Source organism: Marinobacterium jannaschii DSM 6295, assembly GCF_000620085.1.
GTDB classification, from domain to species: domain Bacteria; phylum Pseudomonadota; class Gammaproteobacteria; order Pseudomonadales; family Balneatricaceae; genus Pontibacterium; species Pontibacterium jannaschii.
Genome location: NZ_JHVJ01000003.1, coordinates 147,951 through 164,741 on the forward strand (window position 1 = coordinate 147,951; position 16,791 = coordinate 164,741).

The window sequence follows — 16,791 nt, forward strand, 5'->3', positions numbered from 1 at the left end:
CTTAACTGACTCTTCTGAGGCAACCTCAGATACATGGAAGGTGAGAAAGATGAGCAGTGATAAAAATAAAAATGAAGACCAGCTGGTAACTGAAGAAACGGAATTTCAATTTAGCGAGGCTGAAAGAGAAGAAGCTCAGAGGTTAACCATAAAGATAATGCTGGATGAAACTGTATTGGATGATGACTGACTGCGAATGCGGTCAGTTCTGAATCCGAACCAACATTATTGCCTGGATACCTGAGTCTTAAAAGGGAGCCTTATTTCATTCGTGAGATAAGACTCCCTTTTTTATGCGCTCTTTATCTGCCCTGTCAGCCAGCACAGCGCCGGGTCGTTGCTAAATAGCGGGTGTGTGACCAGCTGCATTTCCGCCACCGGCAATTCCTCTGGCGCTGCGATCATCCTCAAGGGCAGCATCTGGCAGAACAGTTCTGCCATCGCTTGCGGCAGGGTGATGATCGCATCGGTAGCGGCGGCGATGCGGGCAGCGGCCATGTAGTTGATGGTGCGGGCGATGGCGCGTCGCTGCTGTTGCTGCTCGCTGAGCCAACTGTCAATTGGGTTACTGCTGGCACCGCTGAGGTCGGAAAACACTACATGCGGTTGCTGCAGGTACTGGTTTAGATTCAGCCGCTCGCCTATCTGCTTATTATCCTTTGCTGCCAGACAGCTGTAGGGCTGGCTTAGCCAGGCTTCACTGAGCAGGTGGCCGGGCAGGGGGTAGCTGCAATCGATGCCAACGACCAGATCGACCTTGCCGGATTCCAGTTCCTGACCAAAGGTTTCCGGCGAGATGATATCGACCTCAAGCTGCATGTTCGGTGCCGATTTCTGCATCCGGGCTACCAGATCAGGGAAGATCACCGCTTCGAAGAAGTCGGTACAGGCAATGGTGAAGCGTCGGCTGCTGCAGGCCGGATCAAACTCGCCGGGCGGGGTCAGGGTCTGGTTTACCAACTGCAGTGCCTGTCGTACCTCTGGCAGGATCGCCAGTGCCCGGGCTGTTGGCTGCAGGCCATTGCCGCTGCGCACCAACAGCGGGTCATCAAACTGCTGGCGCAGTCGGTTGAGGGCATGACTCATGGCGGACTGGCTGAGGAACACCCGCTCGGCGGCGCGGCTGACATGGCGTTCTGCCATTAATGCGTCAAAAATAACCAAGAGATTAAGATCGAAGTTACGTAGCGGGTTCATCGCCTCGCCTTATATTATTAATCTGGTGCATTATTCATCTCATAGAATGCATTTCAATAATGATAAGCCTGAGGATAGGATTTTCAAAACCAACGAACAAGCCCAACCGGTGTTCGCCTTGCTGGCGGATTCCAGGCTTGGTCACCGGTTTCCAAAAATAAGGAGAACATCGATGTCCGACAAGCCAACCCGTAAAGCCCTGATTGCCGATGCTGATTCAGCGATCTACACCACCATGGGAATGACCTATATGGATTTCCCGCCGGTATCCGATCTCAATGCCTCTGATGCTGAGGTAATCGTATCCGGCGTACCTTTTGATCTGGCCACCTCAGGCCGTTCCGGGGCGCGTTTTGGGCCACAGGGGGTACGCCAGGCTTCTAATCAGCTGATTTGGGAAGGGGCACGCTGGCCCTGGCCGTTCGCACTGGATGATCACCTCAGTGTTGCTGATTCCGGCAACCTGTTCTTTAAGCACGGTGAGCCACAGACATTGGTGGAGAACCTTGAGGCCCATATCAGCAATATCCTGGAGGCCGGAAAGTCAGCTCTGACCTTTGGCGGAGATCACTTTATTACGTTGCCGGTGCTGCGTGCCTATGCCAAAAAGCACGGTCCGGTGGCGGTGATCCACTTTGATGCCCATACAGATACCTATTCAGGTGGCACCAAGTATGACCACGGCACCCTGTTTCATCATGCCGTGACCGAAGGGCTGATCGATACCGAGCGCTCGCTGCAGATCGGTATCCGCACCACTTATGATTACGATAACCACCCCTTTGAGGTGCTGGATGCGGCCTGGGTTAATAAGTATGGCCCTGAAGCAGTACTGGAGAAGATCCATAGCCGGGTGGGTGATCACAAGGCTTACGTCAGCTTCGATATCGACGGTCTGGATCCGGCCTTTGCGCCGGGTACCGGCACGCCGGTTGCGGCGGGAATCAGCATCGATTGCGCCCTGAAGGTGATCCGCGGTATGCAGGGTCTCAACCTGGTCGGGATGGATGTGGTGGAGGTGGCACCGGCCTATGATCACGCCGAGATCACGGCGTTGGCAGGGGCGACGCTGGCACTGGAATACCTCTATGTGCTGGCCGCTAATAAGGGGGCAGAGTAACCGGCAGGGGAAAGCAAAGTTAAATAATGTTTACTAAAATCTATTTTAATGTATACATTGTGCCTTTCCTGAGATTGTAGTCCGGAGAGACTCCCTTGCTAAAGACCCGATTAAACCACTCTATGCAGTTCGCGCGACTTGATCCGCTGTTCCACGGTTTTGCCCAGATCGGTTTTCAGCAAAACCGCCTCAGCGGTTTGTTGTTTATCATCGCGATAGCGCTGGGCTCGCCCTTGATGTTGCTGGCAGCACTGGCGGCAGTGGGCACAGCGTACCTGACCGCCAGCTGGCTGGGAGCAGACCGGAAGGACCTGCAGGCGGGACTCTATGGCTACAATCCGGCCCTGATGGCGATTGCGCTGGTGATCTGGTTGCCGCTGTCATGGTCGCTGGTGCTGATGGTGCTGGCAGGCGGTGCGGTCACGGCCCTGATTATGTATGCCTTCCGCCAACATAGCCGGATACCCCCTTACTCGGTGCCCTTTATTCTCACTGCCTGGCTGATGCTGTTGCTCAGCCTTGGTGCGGGGATGGATTTAAATACGCCGGCGCTGTTGAACCACGGCGGGGCCAGCGTGTTTGAGGCCTTTCTGAGCAGCGTCGGCCAGGTCGGATTCCAGCAGGGTGCCCTCAGTGGTGCCCTGATTCTGGCCGCGTTGCTGGTTGGCTCGCTGGCTGCGGGCGGCTGGGCAATACTGGCCGCCGTGGTCAGCCTGGTTCTGGCTCCGCTGTTGTCACCGGCAGCGGGGCTGATCGACAGCGGTATATTTGGCTTCAATGCGATTCTGGCAACGCTGGTGTTAAGTGGTTTATTGCCGCAACACCGCTGGAAAGCAGTCGTTATTCTGTCGGCCATTACCGCCACCGTTGTGCTAACGGCCGTCTTCCTTCAGTTGGGGATAATCGCCTTTACGGCGCCCTTTGTAATGACGGTCTATCTGATCCAGCTGGCTATAAGGCAGTTTTGCAACCCGATCGCTCAGTAGTCGTAGTGCTCGATCGTTTTCCGCACTTGCCACAGGGCGCTCTCCAGTTCGTCCGCATCAACCGATCCCAGCGCCAGCCGTATCGCATGGGGGACATGCTCGGTGGTGGCGAAAGGTTCTGCGGTCGACACTGATATATTGGCTTGCAGCAGCGCCATGACTAACTGGTCAGCCCGCACCTCTTCCGGCAGTTTCAGCCAGATAAAGTAGGCGTTGGGGTGGCTGATATAGTCCAGTCCGGCCAGTAGCTTCCGTGCCAGTATCTGCCGCTTTGCCGCGTCCTCCCGTTTCTGCGCTTCCAGGCGCAGTACAGATCCATCCCTGATCCACTGGCAGGCCAGCGCCGTCATCAGGCCGGGGGTGTTCCAGGTGGTTGCCCGGATGCTGCGTTCTATCTTTGTCACCCAGGGGTCGGGTGCTACCACAAAACCTACCCGCAGCCCGGTGGCGATGCTTTTCGACAGGCCAGAGACATAGACGGTGCGTTCCGGGGCCAGTGCCGCCAGTGGGGGCGGTGGATCGATGGCATGGAAGGCGTAGGCGGCATCCTCAATAATAATCAGCTCATGCCTGCGGGCGATCTCGATCAGCCGCTGTCGTTGTGCCCGATCCAGTACCCAGCCCAGCGGGTTATGCAGGGTCGGCATGGCATACAGTGCTTTAATCGGACGCTCGCGACAGAGCCTCTCCAATGCCTCCAGGTTCGGTCCGTCCGCCAGCGCGGGGATCGGACAGAGTTCCAGCCGTTGCAGCTCTGCTACTGCCTTAAACCCCGGATAGATCAGGGCGTCGGTAGCGACCAGGTCGCCGGGATTAAGCAATGCCGTCACTGTGGTTGCCAGGCCGTGCTGGGCACCGCTGACAATCAGTAACTGGTCCGCTGGTACTGTGAGTCCGCGATACTCAAGGTGATTGGCCATCATGGCGCGTTCATGGCGGCGTCCGGCATGAGGCTGATAGTGCAGCAGGGCCTCCAGATCGCCGGCGGCCGCGAGCTGACGCAGGGCAGAGCGCAGCAGGTCGGTCTGCCCCGGTATCGACGGCGAATTGAAGTTCAGATCCAGTGTGCCCGCTGACACGGCGGGTTGATCGATGCCGTGGCCGGGCGGCAGGGCCGTTTCACGGACAAAGGTGCCGCGCCCGGTCTCTCCGCTGACCAGCCCCATGGCTTCCAGCTCGGCATAGGCCTTTGAAGCGGTGACCAGTGCCACCCCCTTTTCTGCCGCCAGTTGCCGGTGCGTGGGCAGGCGGGTACCGGGTGGCAGCGTGCCGGAGCGGATCTCGGCAGCCAGGGCATCCACCAGTGATTTGTAACGGGCACGGGACATCGTCGATTGTATCCATGACAATAATTTTATTGTCATGATGGTGGCGCATAGACTGCAGCTTCGCAACAACAATAAGACACGGAGCTCGCACGATGCATATCGCAATCCTCACTTTTGATGGCTACAACGAACTCGACTCCCTGATCGCCCTCGGCATCCTCAATCGCATTAAAAAACCGGGCTGGCGGGTTTCGATTGCCAGCCCGACGCCGCAGGTGGAGTCGATGAACGGCGTGGTAATCCAGCGTCATATCGATCTGCAACAGGCCAGCGAAGCCAATGTGGTGCTGGTGGGTAGCGGGATGAAAACCCGCGATGTGGTGGCCGATCCGACGCTAATGGCGCAGCTAAAGCTTGATCCAGAGCGCCAGCTGATCGGTGCCCAGTGCTCCGGTGCCCTTATTCTGGCCAAGTTGGGATTGTTGAGTCAGGTTCCGGCCTGTACCGATCTGACCACCAAACCCTGGGTGCAGGAGGCGGGTGTTGAGGTTCTGGATCAGGCGTTCTTCAGTCGGGGCAACATTGCCACCGCCGGTGGCTGCCTAGCTTCATCCTACCTGGCGTTTTGGGTGATAGCCCGCCTCGAAGGGATCGAGGCGGCGATGGAGGCGATCCACTATGTCGCCCCGGTTGGAGAGAAGGAGGAGGCGGTTACCCGAACACTCAGCAATGTCCGGCCTTACCTCACGGCGGAGGCCTAGTACTTCCTGAGTTTAGCCACGGCACTGGAACAGGCGGCCACCGCTTTGCGGATAGCCGTCTACATCGCAGGGTGTGCCACGCAAACCTGATGCAGGTGTTGTCCGAGGGCACGGACTCTACCTGTGAGTGCCCGAATCCGAGTCCACGAAGAAATGAGCGTCCTTGTGGGGGCTGGATTCAGCCTGGATACCCAGCCGTACTTTCTGAAAACCAGCCGGGTGCGCCCCGGAGGTTTTAGTGAGTTATTCGCTGAACTGACCTGCCGGGAGCGTTCTTTGTGCCCGTATGCTATTTAATCCGGAGCCTTATAAAGATCCCAGCTTGGCTTCTGCCGGACTATCTGAATTCTCCTCTTGGCGGGCTCGGGACCACACCATCAGCAGGACCGAGCCGATGACGATAAAGCCACCGAAGATTCCATTCAGGTTTATCGCTTCCTGAAGCAACACTGCCGCAAAGAATGTCGCGGATATGGGCTCGACACTTGAGAACATCGCAGCATCAAACTGGCGCTTGAGAATCGCGATCCCTTTCAGGAGTAACAGAAAGGGCACCAGAGTACCGATAATCCCGAGAGCAAGCGCCATCCCCCAGCCATATGTAGAGGCGGGGAATTCGGCAAGCCCCAGCAATGCGGGTACGGAAAACAGTGCGACGCCACCAAACAGTGTCCAGGCCGAAGAACCCAGAGTATCGCCCGGCGGCACCCAGCGGGATGTGCCTATGATGAAGCTTGCGTAGAAAATCGCGGCTCCTAAGGCAAACAGAATGCCACTGAGGCCTCCACTGAAATCCCCATCCAGTGTCAGATAGACACCCAGTAAGGCGCCTGCGAGTGCTATTAAGCGCAGAAAATTGAGCTGCTCTTCCCGGCGAACCCAGGCCTGAATGAATACCAGCAGGGGAAAGGTACTGATGATCATAACGGTCTGGCTGACGCTGGACTGTTGAATGGCCAGAAAGTAGCAGAGTAATGCCAGTCCGTTTAACAGGCCTAAACCGCCCGAGCGCAGTCTCAGCTTACGGGTATTACCTGGCATTAGCACCAGTAGAAAAACACTCGGAATGGCATAGCGCAACAGAACAAGCCCCAGGGAGTTGGCGCCATCATCATAGATGCCGCGGGCGAAAATCGGTTGCAAACTGAAGCATACGGATGCCATTGCGATACAAAAAGCGCCCGTTAGATAGGTCCTTATTGGCATTTGCTGATACCTCGAATCTCTTTATCTGATGCGTATTTCAAAATCACCCTCACTGGCTGGAGTTTCATAGAGCCATCGATATGCATTCTGCCCGGCGACGACGGTTGCCGGTTGCGTAATACTGCTGTCAATTGCCCGTTCCCAACAAACCATTTATTCTTCCTTATAAAGTAGTTTTACTATTCTATTGCTCGCTGCGGGATGTTAGAAAATGCACAAGCCAATGCCACCACTGCGGGCCCTGATCGCTTTTGAAGCGGCTGTCCGTCACTCCAGCTTTAAGCGCGCTGCTGAAGAACTGCATATCACCCCTGGGGCAGTGTCCCAGCAGGTGCAATAGCTGGAGCAATGGCTGGGATATCCATTGTTTGTTCGTGAGGTGAGGCAATTGAGGGTGAATGATCGTGGATTGAGCTACTACAGCCGTATTGCGCCGCCTCTGGAGCAGATCAGCGCGGCCAGTACGGCCTTCCAACAGAAGGCTTCAGGGGCGGTTTGCCTATCTCTGTCGCAAACCCTGGCGGCTAAATGGCTGGGGCCACGGCTTGGGGATTTTGTCAGTCGTTATCCGGAGGTTGAAGTGCATATCAATGCTTCGAACAGTCCGGTTAACTTTGCTCAGGAAGCAGTAGATCTGGCGATTCGTCACTTCGATGGCAAGGCCCCTTCATTAAGTGTCCAGCTGCTCTATGGTGATGAAGTAAGACTATTCTGTACCCCGGCCTATCGTGACGCTTTAGATCTGCGGCATCCCAACCAGCTTTTGGCGGCTACCCTTATCATTACGCGGCTCTATCAATATTGGGATGACTGGCTATCGGCCTTTAGCTCTATCGAATCTGAGGCGCGAAGACAGATTACCGCGCTGCATTTCGATCAGGCGATGCTGGCGATTGATGCCGCTAAGCGTGGCCAGGGTGTGGTGCTGAGTAATCCCCTGTTGGTACAGGAGGAGCTGAAGTCCGGTGAGCTGGTCGAGCCGTTTCCACACAGGCTTTCCCTGAATAAGGGATATTACCTTGTTCATCCCAATCTCCATGATCTCAGCCCCTCGGCCCGGATACTCAAGGACTGGTTGCTGCAGCAGTTCTCCCAGTCGAACGCTAGCGACCTGCTCTGAAAAAAAATTGCCGCCAGGGCCTGTCCGAATGCGTCTTTTTTCTCAGCCCGTCGTCTTTATTAGGGAACCTGATAGAGAAACGAGGAATTCAGATGATCAAAGTCGTAAGTTTCAAGATCTGCCCTTTTGTTCAGCGTGTAACGGCACTGCTTGAAGCCAAAAAGATCCCCTATGAGATCGAGTACATCAGCCTGAAAGATAAACCGCAGTGGTTTCTGGAGATCTCACCGCACGGCCAGGTCCCCGTATTGATCACCGAAAACGGACAGCCGCTGTTCGAATCTGATGCCATCGTGGAATACCTTGAAGATGCCTATCCGGCACTGGCGCCCGACCTCAGTCCGGAACAGCGCGCGGTTAACCGGGCCTGGAGCTATCTGGCCAGCAAGAATTATCTGGTGCAGTGCAGCGCCCAGCGCAGTGCCGATAAGGCGACCCTGAGCGAGCGCAGCCAGAAGCTGGAAAAGGCCTTTGCTGCGGTGGAAGCGGTATTGGAGCAGGGTGAGGGCGAGACGCCGTACTTCAATAGCGCGACGATCGGCATGGTCGATATCGCCTGGTTGCCGTTGTTGCACCGTGCCGCGATTATCGAACAGCGCAGTTGCCATGATTTTCTGGCCGGTTACCCTAAAGTGAAAGCGTGGCAGCAGACACTACTGGCGACCGGACTGGCGGAACTCTCAGTGTCGGCGGACTTTGAGCAGGCGTTCTGTGACTTCTATCTGTCCGGAGAGACCTTCCTCGGCGGCCGTAGCGAAAGTTGTGGCGATGGCCGCGCCGATCAGGCCTGCAGCAGCGGTAGCTGTTGCTAGTGAGGGTAGGTTTGGATGAGGAACGAATCCCAACAATAGGGGGCGCGAAAATTATCTAAATTACCGGTATATGGCAGTCTGTTGGGGTCTGTCGCCTCGCGCCTGATCCCAACCTGCTGTTATCTCAAATCTCCGTAGGAGATACGTATCTAAGTAGGATGACCTTTGAACATAGAAACGATCTGGCAGCAGTACAGCAGTAACTTGCGGGGGCTGCTGCTGGCTAAGATCTCCGATCCCCATGATGTGGATGATCTGCTTCAGGAGGTCCTGATCAAGACTCACCAGCATATCGGCCAGCTCAAGTCGCGGGAGAAGCTGAAGCCCTGGCTGTTTCGCATCGCCCATAACACGGTGATTGACTTCTACCGTCGGCGGGGCCGCCAGATCGACCTCACTGAGGATGACCTCTGGTACGGCGAAGAAGCGGCTGCGCTGAATATGAGTGACTGCGTGCTGCCCTTTATCGATGCCTTGCCGCCAGAAACCGCCCAGTTACTCAAGGCGATCGATATCGAGGGCCGCTCGCAAAAGTTGTATGCCGCCGAACTGGGAATCAGTTACTCGACCCTGAAGTCCCGGGTGCAGCGGGGCCGCGCCCAGTTAAGGGCGCTGTTTGAAGATTGCTGTCACTTGGAGTTTGACCGGCAGGGCAACGTGCTGGAGTACGTCGCCAGGTCCGGTTCCTGCAAAAGCTGCTAACGGCTGGCAGCAACAGACAATCCTAACGCTTGTGATCGACCGCTTTCTTGCCGGTCAGGGTGCTGAAATAGCGACGGATCACACTCTGGCCGCTGACCAGCAGGATACCGCTCATCACCAGCGCCGCGCCGAAGATAAAGCCCTGTTCCAGCGATTCATCCAGAATCAGTACGCCAAACAGCATGCCAAACAGCGGTGTCATAAAGGAGAACACGCCCAGCTGTGAGGCGACATACTTACCCAGCAGCCAGAACCAGGTAAGGAAGCTGATAAAGCAGATAATCACCGCCTGAAACAGCAGGCTGGAGGTTGCAACCGTTGTCCAGTTGATTGCGGCGCGGTCACTGAAGATTGCCGCCGCCAATACCAGCACGAAGCACACCAGCAGCTGGTACATCAGGGTCTGGCTGGCAGGGGAACTGGACAGGTTGGAGCAGCGGATCACCACTGTGGTGGCGCCCCAACTCAGACCCGCCAGCAAGCCCAGCAGGTCGCCGATGATCATATCACTGGCGTCCAGCCCGGCACTGCCGCCGTCTTCCCGTCCCAGGAAGGTAATGGCGATACCGCAGAAGGCCAGCAGGATTCCCGCCCACTGGATGCCGTTCAATCGCTCGGCAGGCAGCTTTATATGCAGCCCCAGTGCGGCAAAGATCGGTGCGCTATAAACGAAGATTGAGATATGCGATGCGCTGGTAAAGCGCAGGCCTTCGGCGACAAAGAAGAACTCGGCCGAGAACAGCAGTCCGGCCAACAGTCCCGGTTTCCAGTTCTCCCGCAGGGACAGACTGTCCCGCCGCCAGAGCATAAACAGCGTCAGCAGCACCACGGCGAGGCCGGAACGCAGGGCGATCTGCATCACACTGGCAATATCCTCAGCGGCCAGCTTAATCGAGACCTGCTGCATCCCCCAGGTCATACAGAGCAGTGTCATCAGGCCAATGGCCTGTGCATCGACAGATTTGCGGATCATAGTCGGAGTTCCAGCTTATGTTTATTTTGGGATCTGGTTGGATTATGCCGCTGGTATTTTCTATTGATATAGTGAAATAATGACAACCTATCCCGTGTAGCTGCCAGCCACGGATAAATCTCTTGAGACAGGGTATTGAAGCGATGAAGTCGACCAGTGGCAGCCATATCTATGCCTCCCCGTTTCAGGATCAGTTGCCTGCGCCGCTGTTCTATCGTGCCGAAACTATGCTGGCGGACTCCTGTTACCCGGAACACAGTCATCGCTGGGGTGAATTTGTCTACTCGTTTTGCGGCGTCATGGAGGTCAAGCTGGCGAACAACCACTTTATCGCACCGCCGCCGTATGGCGTCTGGCTGCCACCCGGTACGCTGCATGTGGGACAGAACCGCGATGCTACCTCCTACTGCTCGGTCTATATCAGTGCCGAGTATCTGCAGACGCTGCCACAGAACCCCTGCATCCTGGCGGTTAATCCGCTGATGCGATCGATTCTGGAGTATCTGCGGGATCAGTTTCAGGGGCTGCCGCTGCAGGCAGAGGACCAGCGCCTGTTACTGGCATTGCGGGATCAGCTGGCGCGGGCTGAGTGTGCCGGTAGCTATCTGCCGGATACCGAAGACCCGCTGCTGGCCCCGGTATTAAGGCAGTTGCGTGACAATCCCGGTGATAACCGCTCGCTTGCCGCATTCGCCAGCGCGGTGAATACCGCCGAACGTACCCTGATCCGGCGCTGCAAGCAGGAGCTGGGCATGACCTTTACCGAGTGGCGGCAACGGCTCCGGATCATGGCGGCGCTGTCGCTGCTGTCAGAGGGACAAACCGTCGAGAATATTGCCCTCGATCTCGGCTACAGCAGCGCCTCGGCCTTTATCGTGATGTTCCGCAAGCTGATGGGGATGACCCCGGATGAATTCCGCAAGGGGCAGGGGCGTTAGCGAACCTTCAATTACTAATATGCAGCCAGGTGGCTACGTTGCGCTGACAGGGTGCCTGGCCCCAGCCTGACGTCGGTCGGGGATGAATCCGCCGCGCTGTGATCCTCAATCACAGCAACCGATCAGTATCAAACCGATGACTATAACGCTACGCTTTCATCAGGCCAGTGTCGGAGTTTCGCTGCAGATACTGGCTAATCAGCTACCAGCGTCCTTTACCGCCTAACGGAGATATATCGATGCAGAAAACCATTCTTATTACCGGTTCTACCGACGGCATTGGCCTGGCGACCGCAAAAAAACTGCGGCAGCAGGGGCATCGGGTACTGCTACACGGCCGTAACCCGCAGAAACTGGCGGCCGTCCAGGCTGAACTGGGCGGAGTGTCAGATGGTGGCAGTGTCAGCGGCTTTGTCGCCGACCTTTCCAGCATGACCGAAGTGGAAGCGTTTGCGGCGGCGGTTATGGCCGACACCGGTTCGCTGGATGTACTGATCAATAATGCCGGGATTTTCCGTGCTGCCAATCCGATCACCGCAGAGCAACTGGATCTGCGTTTTGCCGTCAATACCCTGGCACCTTATCTGCTGACCCGCAGGTTGCTGCCTCTGCTGGGGGACACCGGACGGGTGGTCAATCTCTCTTCCGCAGCACAAGCCCCGGTTAACCTGCAAGCCCTGACCGGAGAGGTGCAGCTGGACGACGATTTCGCCGCTTACGCCCAGAGTAAACTGGCGATCACGATCTGGTCTCGTATGCTGGCAGAAGAACTGGGCGAGACAGGCCCCGCGATCATTGCCGTCAACCCCGGATCGATGCTTGGCAGCAAGATGGTACAGGAAGGCTTCGGCGTTGCCGGTGGCGATATCGGTATTGGTGCCGATATCCTGATCCGGGCAGCCCTGTCGGAGGAGTTTGCCGCAGCCTCCGGACGTTACTTCGATAATGACGCCGGGCGTTTTGCCGATCCGCATGCCGATGCGCATAACCCGGAGACCTGTGCTGAAGTGATGAGAGTGATCAAGGCGTTGCTGGCGTGCTGAATATATACAGATGCTGGCCTCAAGATTCACTCGTACTGTCGTTAGCACTAGTGGATGTGAGTGCTGAAGAGGTTGCTCACGGCTAAAGTAACTCGCGCGAAATGTGTGATCTGGAATACAAGGAATGATGCTGTGCAAAAACTGGAGTTGAAAATACCGCCGCTGTTGCTGGTGATGGTCTTTGCGCTGCTGATGTGGTTTCTGTCGGGGATGACGTCTGTTGCCGGAGCAGGCCTTCAGATGGTAGCTCAGGTGGCGTTCGTGCTGGCGTTGCTGGTAGCGCTGGCCGGGGTAGTCGAGTTCCGGCGACGCAGGACGACTACCAATCCGATGAAGCCGGAGGCGGTGTCGCAGGTGGTGAGCAGTGGTATCTACCGTTATAGCCGTAACCCGATGTATCTGGGTTTCCTGCTGGCACTGACCGGCTGGGCGTTATGGCTGTCGAGTGCGCTGGCGTGGCCGATGTTGGTGCTGTTTGTGCTCTATATGAACCGCTTCCAGATCGCTCCGGAGGAGCGGGTACTGACCGAGCTGTTTGGCGATGAGTACCGGCAGTATCAGGTACGGGTAAGGCGCTGGATCTGACAGAAGGAGTAATTGTGGGAGTACTTTCCCGGCACAATGCTATCCAGGCTAAAAGCGTTGCTCACGGCGCGAACTCCCACAAAAAGGTGAAAACCTGAGGGGTTAACCCTTGAGGATGCTTTCCACTTCTTCGATAAACGTTTTCAGCATCTGCAGGCAAATGTCGGCGTCGGCATCGGTCATAGCGTTGCCGTCACGCAGTACATAGCGGCCATTATCCAGGTCGGTGCGGCGGGAGAAGTAGAAGGCGTCTTTCCAGAACTTCGCTGGCTGCGGCTCGGATTTCAGATGCTCGCGGACTACTGCTTCATCCTTAACGTATGGCAGTGCTGCCAGGGCTTTGTGCTTGTAGACCTTTACGACAACACCTTCGGGCCAGTGCATCAGGCGCACGTCCAGGTCCAGTTTGATATCGGCGTTCTCTTTCTTAACGTAGATCTTCTTAACCTCGAAGCTGCCGCGCCACTGGTCGAACATCTCACCAGCGAAAATCTGCTGCTCGATGCCATCAAATTTACGTTCGATCTCTTGGGTAATCTGGTTGATATCGTTAGACACGGTTGCTGTTTCCTGTGCTGAAGTAAAGACTGGGCGCAAGTTACTGAGGCTGAGAGGTGAAGTAAACAGCCCGGCGTGGCGTGATGACGGAGTTATTCTTATCGTTTGATAAGTAAAGTTTAGGGCCTGCCAGGCGGCGGTGCTCAGGGCTGAAGTCTGAGCCTTACCGGAAGCTCGACGGTCAGTGCTGGCTGATCGGGGTCCGGCCGGATCTGTAGCCTGATGGCCTGTAGCTGGTGGTGATCGCCACCGAGTTGCTTCAGTTCCTCTGCGGTCAGTGGCGATTCAAGCCGTTTCAGATAGTAGTGACCGCCGTGGGCGTAGATCTTGTCGCCAACGATGGGATGGCCGAGATGGGCCAGCTGGGCGCGGATCTGATGTTTGCGGCCGCTAAACAGCTGGCACTCTATCAGACTGCGGCCCTGCGTTTGGCTCAGTACCCTGAAGGCGGTTTTACTCTGCTTGGGTTTGCTAAACTGCTCCGGCCGGGCCGGGTCGACCACATACATCTGGCTGCGGATCTCGCTGCCGGACTGTTCCGACAGTTCGCATTCCAGGGTCTGCTGTTGCCACGCCGGACAGCCATAGACCCGGGCATGGTAAATCTTCTGCTCGATCAGCGTATCCAGCTGCTTTTTCCACTTCTTATCGGCAGCCTTATCCTTGGCGATCAGAATCAGGCCGCTGGTCTCGGTATCCAGCCGGTGCAGCAGGTGGGCGTCGTAGTACGGCGTCTGGCGGCGGATCAGCTGGATCAGGGTGTTGTAGAGGTTACGGGTGGTGCGGCTGACCGGCAGCAGCGGTGGTTTATAGACCGCCATGATCTCGCTGTTTTCCCAGATCAGCTGCCAGCGCGTATCGACCGGATCTTCCGGATGACCGGGCAGGGTGATGCTAATGGTCTGGCCCGGTTTGAGTACGGTTGCCGCCGACGCCTGAACGCCGTTCAGCCGGATCTGATCGCTGTCGATCCAGTGGCTCAGCTCGGCCTTATCCATTCGCGCATAGCGCGGCTGTAAAAACTGCAGCAGTGTCTGCTGGCCGGCGTCGAGGCTCTGAAGCAAAACCGGGTACTCAAGGACAAATGGTGATGGCTGGGGCAAAACGGGCGGGCTCGATATCAGACAGGAGGGGCATCATAGCGTAAAGCGCGTGGCAGCCCTACTGCCAGCGATCCTGTTGCTGCTTATCATGCTGGGCCTGCAGTTGCTCTATCAGGGAGGCTTTCTGGGTTTTCAGGCGCTGCAGTTCGATACGCTGCTGAAACACCCGGTCACGCTCCAGGTCCAGCTTATCTTCCAGCTCATCAATACGGTGCTGTAACTGCAGGATTTCAGACTGATGCTGACGTTCCCGCTCGATATCCGGCTTGTTATCGCCATTGCCCCGATGGCGCTGGCCACTGAAGTGCGCCGTTTCTTCCGGGGTACATTGCAGCTCGGAGAGTATATGGTCGTAGACGATCTTCAGCTCGATCGCTTCACGTTCGCTGTAGCGGATATGAGTCTCCAGCGCATGGTGGGCTGCGGCGGCACCAATAGATCCGGCCAGTACTTTTTCCACCATCCAGTGAAACTCGACCAGCTCGATCATCGACAGGCGCTTTTTGTGGCGGATCTGCAGATCCTCCAGCAACTGGTTCAGTACTTCGGCGGTTTTCACCGGGTTGAGGTAGATGCTGAGAAGGGTTTTGGCTTCGATCAGCTTGGGCGCCAGCGCGATATATTCGCGCAGACCTGAAGGACGGGCGCTTTCGGCTGCTTCGCGGGTACTCTGCACCCGGACAAACTGCAGCGCCAGCGAGCGTTCGCTGTCAGAGGCGGGGAAGCAGAAAGAGCCAATCAGATACCCCAGCAGATTAAGGCTCAGCGAGCAGAACAGGCTGTGTGTGACGGCAGGCAGGCCATCGAGGCCAAACAATGCCTGTGGCCGCAGCCAGCTTATCGCCGCCGGGCCTTCGCTGAGCAGGGATGGCGAAAACCAGCCCAGGTTGATCAGGGCGGGCAGCATCAGGGTGTAGCCCCAGACGAGAAAACCGAGGCTGAGACCGATAAAGGCACCGGCCCGGTTGCCGCGGGGCCAGTAGAGGGCGCCGAGCATCACCGGTGTCAGCTGGGAGATAGCGACAAACGACATGCTGCCGAGGGCGACCAGCATCTGCGACTGGCCCAGGATGATACTGAACAGGTAACTGCAGAGCAGGATCAGCACGACCGCCACCCAGCGACACTGCAACAGGTAGCGGCGCAGGAATGCCACGGGCCTGAATGTCTCCAGTAATGGCAGCAACAGGTAGTTGGTGCTCATGGTGGCGAGGGTCATGGTGCTGACAATCACCATCGCCGTGGCGGCAGAAAAACCACCGATAAACACCAGCAGGGTCAGCATCTCATTGCCGCTGCGTTGCGGGATCAGCAGCACAAAACTGTCGGCCTGGTCCAGCGGCAGGGCCATTACCAGTCCGGCGGCGGCCAGGGGTAAAACAAATAGCTTGTTCAGACCGGCATACAGCGGCATCACGGCCATCAGCCAGGGCAGGTGCTTTTCATTGCTGTTCTCCACCACGGCGATATGGAACTGGCGCGGCAGCAGGTAGACCGACATCATTCCCAGCAGGAAACTGGTCAGCCAGACGGTGGCGGGCTGATCGACGCTGAAGCTGAACAGCCGCTGCTGCTGATCCGGCTGCAAGCGGGAAAACAGGTCATCGGTGCCGTCATAGAGGATAAAAGTGACGAAGAAGCCGATCGCCAGCAGGGCCATCAGTTTCAGCAGGGATTCAACCGCCAGCGCCGTCATCATCCCCTGATGGCGCTCGGTGGGGTCAAGCCGCCGCACCCCGAACATTACCGTGAACAGAATCATCAGTACTACCACCAGGCCACCGATAAAGCGCTGTTGCAGGGCATCGGGGGCCAGCTGAATGTCGGTGGTCAGCAGGGCGAAAGTGGTGATGACTGCTTTTAGCTGCAGCGCGATATAGGGCAGGATACCGATCAGGAAAATCAGTGTGACCACGACTGCCAACCCGAGGGAGCGGTCGTAGCGGGTGGAGAGCAGGTCGGCGATGCTGGTGATGCGGAAGTTCTCTTTCAGCCGGATCATCTTGCGCATAATCAGCAGGGCAAACATCAGGCCGAAGATAGCGCCGCTGTCGAATGCCATAAACATCAGGCCGGCGCTGGTGGCAAAACCGACCGCTCCGTAAAAAGCCCAGGAGGTACTGTAGACATTGAAGGCGAGGGCATAGACCAGTGGGTGCAGTGTCAGGCCCTGCTCGCGCACCTGTTTCTCCGACCAGTGCGCAATGCCGAACAGCAGGGTCATATAGCAGAGAATGACGATGATTAACGTCGAGGGTGCAAACATCTTATTGGTCTGAAGTGATGTCGCTGCGGCGAACCGGCCGTACCGCGTCCCTGCCAGAGACGTTAAAGAAGTGCTTTAAATTGCCCTAAGTATAGGCGGTTTAAAACGGATCGCGGCTCAGCAGCGGCGCAGCAGTGACGGTGGCCGGCATCA

At 56.8% G+C, this 16,791-nt stretch carries 18 protein-coding genes; 11 read left to right on the forward strand and 7 right to left on the reverse strand.

Translation table 11 applies throughout. The annotated features are described in order from the left end of the window. Window positions 1-49 precede the first annotated feature (49 nt). Window positions 50-190, forward strand: coding sequence for a hypothetical protein (locus Q354_RS28110; RefSeq protein ID WP_156948106.1), 141 nt, complete (start codon window positions 50-52; stop codon window positions 188-190). A gap of 101 nt (window positions 191-291) precedes the next feature. On the opposite strand, the gene Q354_RS0100655 is transcribed toward Q354_RS28110, so the two are convergent. Continuing rightward, window positions 292-1,197, reverse strand: coding sequence for a LysR family transcriptional regulator (locus Q354_RS0100655; RefSeq protein ID WP_027855920.1), 906 nt, complete (start codon window positions 1,195-1,197; stop codon window positions 292-294). Between the two features lie 172 nt (window positions 1,198-1,369). On the opposite strand from Q354_RS0100655, the gene speB reads away from it, so the two are divergent. Together speB and Q354_RS0100665 are read left to right on the forward strand one after the other, a co-directional pair. Further along, window positions 1,370-2,317: an agmatinase gene (speB, locus tag Q354_RS0100660; RefSeq protein ID WP_027855921.1), complete on the forward strand. Its 948-nt coding sequence runs from the start codon at window positions 1,370-1,372 to the stop codon at window positions 2,315-2,317. 95 nt (window positions 2,318-2,412) lie between these two features. Then, window positions 2,413-3,303, forward strand: coding sequence for an urea transporter (locus Q354_RS0100665; protein WP_156948108.1), 891 nt, complete (start codon window positions 2,413-2,415; stop codon window positions 3,301-3,303). Here the strand turns inward: Q354_RS0100665 and Q354_RS0100670 are convergent. Next, on the reverse strand, window positions 3,297-4,631 hold the full coding sequence (locus Q354_RS0100670) for an aminotransferase-like domain-containing protein (RefSeq protein WP_027855923.1): 1,335 nt from the start codon (window positions 4,629-4,631) through the stop codon (window positions 3,297-3,299). The two genes, Q354_RS0100665 and Q354_RS0100670, sit on opposite strands and share 7 nt — an antisense overlap. Before the next feature lie 92 nt (window positions 4,632-4,723). Here Q354_RS0100670 and Q354_RS0100675 point away from each other — a divergent pair, with 92 nt between their 5' ends. Further along, on the forward strand, window positions 4,724-5,332 hold the full coding sequence (locus tag Q354_RS0100675) for a DJ-1/PfpI family protein (protein WP_027855924.1): 609 nt from the start codon (window positions 4,724-4,726) through the stop codon (window positions 5,330-5,332). A 306-nt stretch (window positions 5,333-5,638) separates the two neighbouring features. Here Q354_RS0100675 and Q354_RS0100680 read toward each other — a convergent pair whose 3' ends face one another. Continuing rightward, the gene (locus tag Q354_RS0100680; protein ID WP_084332418.1) at window positions 5,639-6,538 is read right to left on the reverse strand and encodes a DMT family transporter; all 900 of its coding nucleotides are present in this window, start codon (window positions 6,536-6,538) and stop codon (window positions 5,639-5,641) included. A gap of 211 nt (window positions 6,539-6,749) precedes the next feature. Here Q354_RS0100680 and Q354_RS28600 point away from each other — a divergent pair, with 211 nt between their 5' ends. The 4 genes from Q354_RS28600 to sigZ all read left to right on the forward strand — a co-directional run bounded on the left by Q354_RS28600 (window position 6,750) and on the right by sigZ (window position 9,172). Next, window positions 6,750-6,878 (forward strand): LysR family transcriptional regulator, encoded by a 129-nt coding sequence (locus Q354_RS28600; protein WP_156948110.1) that lies wholly within the window; start codon window positions 6,750-6,752, stop codon window positions 6,876-6,878. 54 nt (window positions 6,879-6,932) lie between these two features. Next, window positions 6,933-7,658, forward strand: a complete 726-nt coding sequence (locus tag Q354_RS24125; RefSeq protein WP_245600961.1) for a LysR substrate-binding domain-containing protein — start codon at window positions 6,933-6,935, stop codon at window positions 7,656-7,658. A 92-nt stretch (window positions 7,659-7,750) separates the two neighbouring features. Beyond that, the gene (locus tag Q354_RS0100690) at window positions 7,751-8,470 is read left to right on the forward strand and encodes a glutathione S-transferase family protein (protein ID WP_027855926.1); all 720 of its coding nucleotides are present in this window, start codon (window positions 7,751-7,753) and stop codon (window positions 8,468-8,470) included. Between the two features lie 165 nt (window positions 8,471-8,635). Further along, window positions 8,636-9,172 carry an RNA polymerase sigma factor SigZ gene (gene sigZ / locus Q354_RS0100695; protein ID WP_027855927.1) on the forward strand — a complete coding sequence of 179 codons (537 nt, stop codon included), beginning with the start codon at window positions 8,636-8,638 and terminating at the stop codon, window positions 9,170-9,172. Window positions 9,173-9,194: 22 nt separating this feature from the next. Here the strand turns inward: sigZ and Q354_RS0100700 are convergent, their stop codons facing one another. Then, window positions 9,195-10,145, reverse strand: coding sequence for a DMT family transporter (locus Q354_RS0100700; RefSeq protein ID WP_051559778.1), 951 nt, complete (start codon window positions 10,143-10,145; stop codon window positions 9,195-9,197). Between the two features lie 122 nt (window positions 10,146-10,267). Between Q354_RS0100700 and Q354_RS0100705 the strand changes: the two genes are divergently transcribed. The 3 genes from Q354_RS0100705 to Q354_RS0100720 all read left to right on the forward strand — a co-directional run bounded on the left by Q354_RS0100705 (window position 10,268) and on the right by Q354_RS0100720 (window position 12,711). After that, complete coding sequence (locus Q354_RS0100705; protein ID WP_211252175.1) at window positions 10,268-11,083, forward strand: AraC family transcriptional regulator; 816 nt, start codon at window positions 10,268-10,270, stop codon at window positions 11,081-11,083. A gap of 239 nt (window positions 11,084-11,322) precedes the next feature. Then, window positions 11,323-12,126, forward strand: a complete 804-nt coding sequence (locus Q354_RS0100715; protein ID WP_027855930.1) for an SDR family NAD(P)-dependent oxidoreductase — start codon at window positions 11,323-11,325, stop codon at window positions 12,124-12,126. Window positions 12,127-12,258: 132 nt separating this feature from the next. Then, on the forward strand, window positions 12,259-12,711 hold the full coding sequence (locus Q354_RS0100720; protein WP_027855931.1) for a methyltransferase family protein: 453 nt from the start codon (window positions 12,259-12,261) through the stop codon (window positions 12,709-12,711). 102 nt (window positions 12,712-12,813) lie between these two features. On the opposite strand, the gene Q354_RS0100725 is transcribed toward Q354_RS0100720, so the two are convergent. From Q354_RS0100725 to Q354_RS24135, 3 genes are all read right to left on the reverse strand, one after another. Continuing rightward, complete coding sequence (locus Q354_RS0100725; protein ID WP_027855932.1) at window positions 12,814-13,269, reverse strand: hypothetical protein; 456 nt, start codon at window positions 13,267-13,269, stop codon at window positions 12,814-12,816. Between the two features lie 143 nt (window positions 13,270-13,412). Beyond that, window positions 13,413-14,333, reverse strand: a complete 921-nt coding sequence (locus tag Q354_RS24130; RefSeq protein ID WP_036228141.1) for a pseudouridine synthase — start codon at window positions 14,331-14,333, stop codon at window positions 13,413-13,415. Between the two features lie 97 nt (window positions 14,334-14,430). Next, the gene (locus Q354_RS24135; RefSeq protein ID WP_051559780.1) at window positions 14,431-16,638 is read right to left on the reverse strand and encodes a sodium:solute symporter family protein; all 2,208 of its coding nucleotides are present in this window, start codon (window positions 16,636-16,638) and stop codon (window positions 14,431-14,433) included. Between the last annotated feature and the right edge of the window lie 153 nt (window positions 16,639-16,791).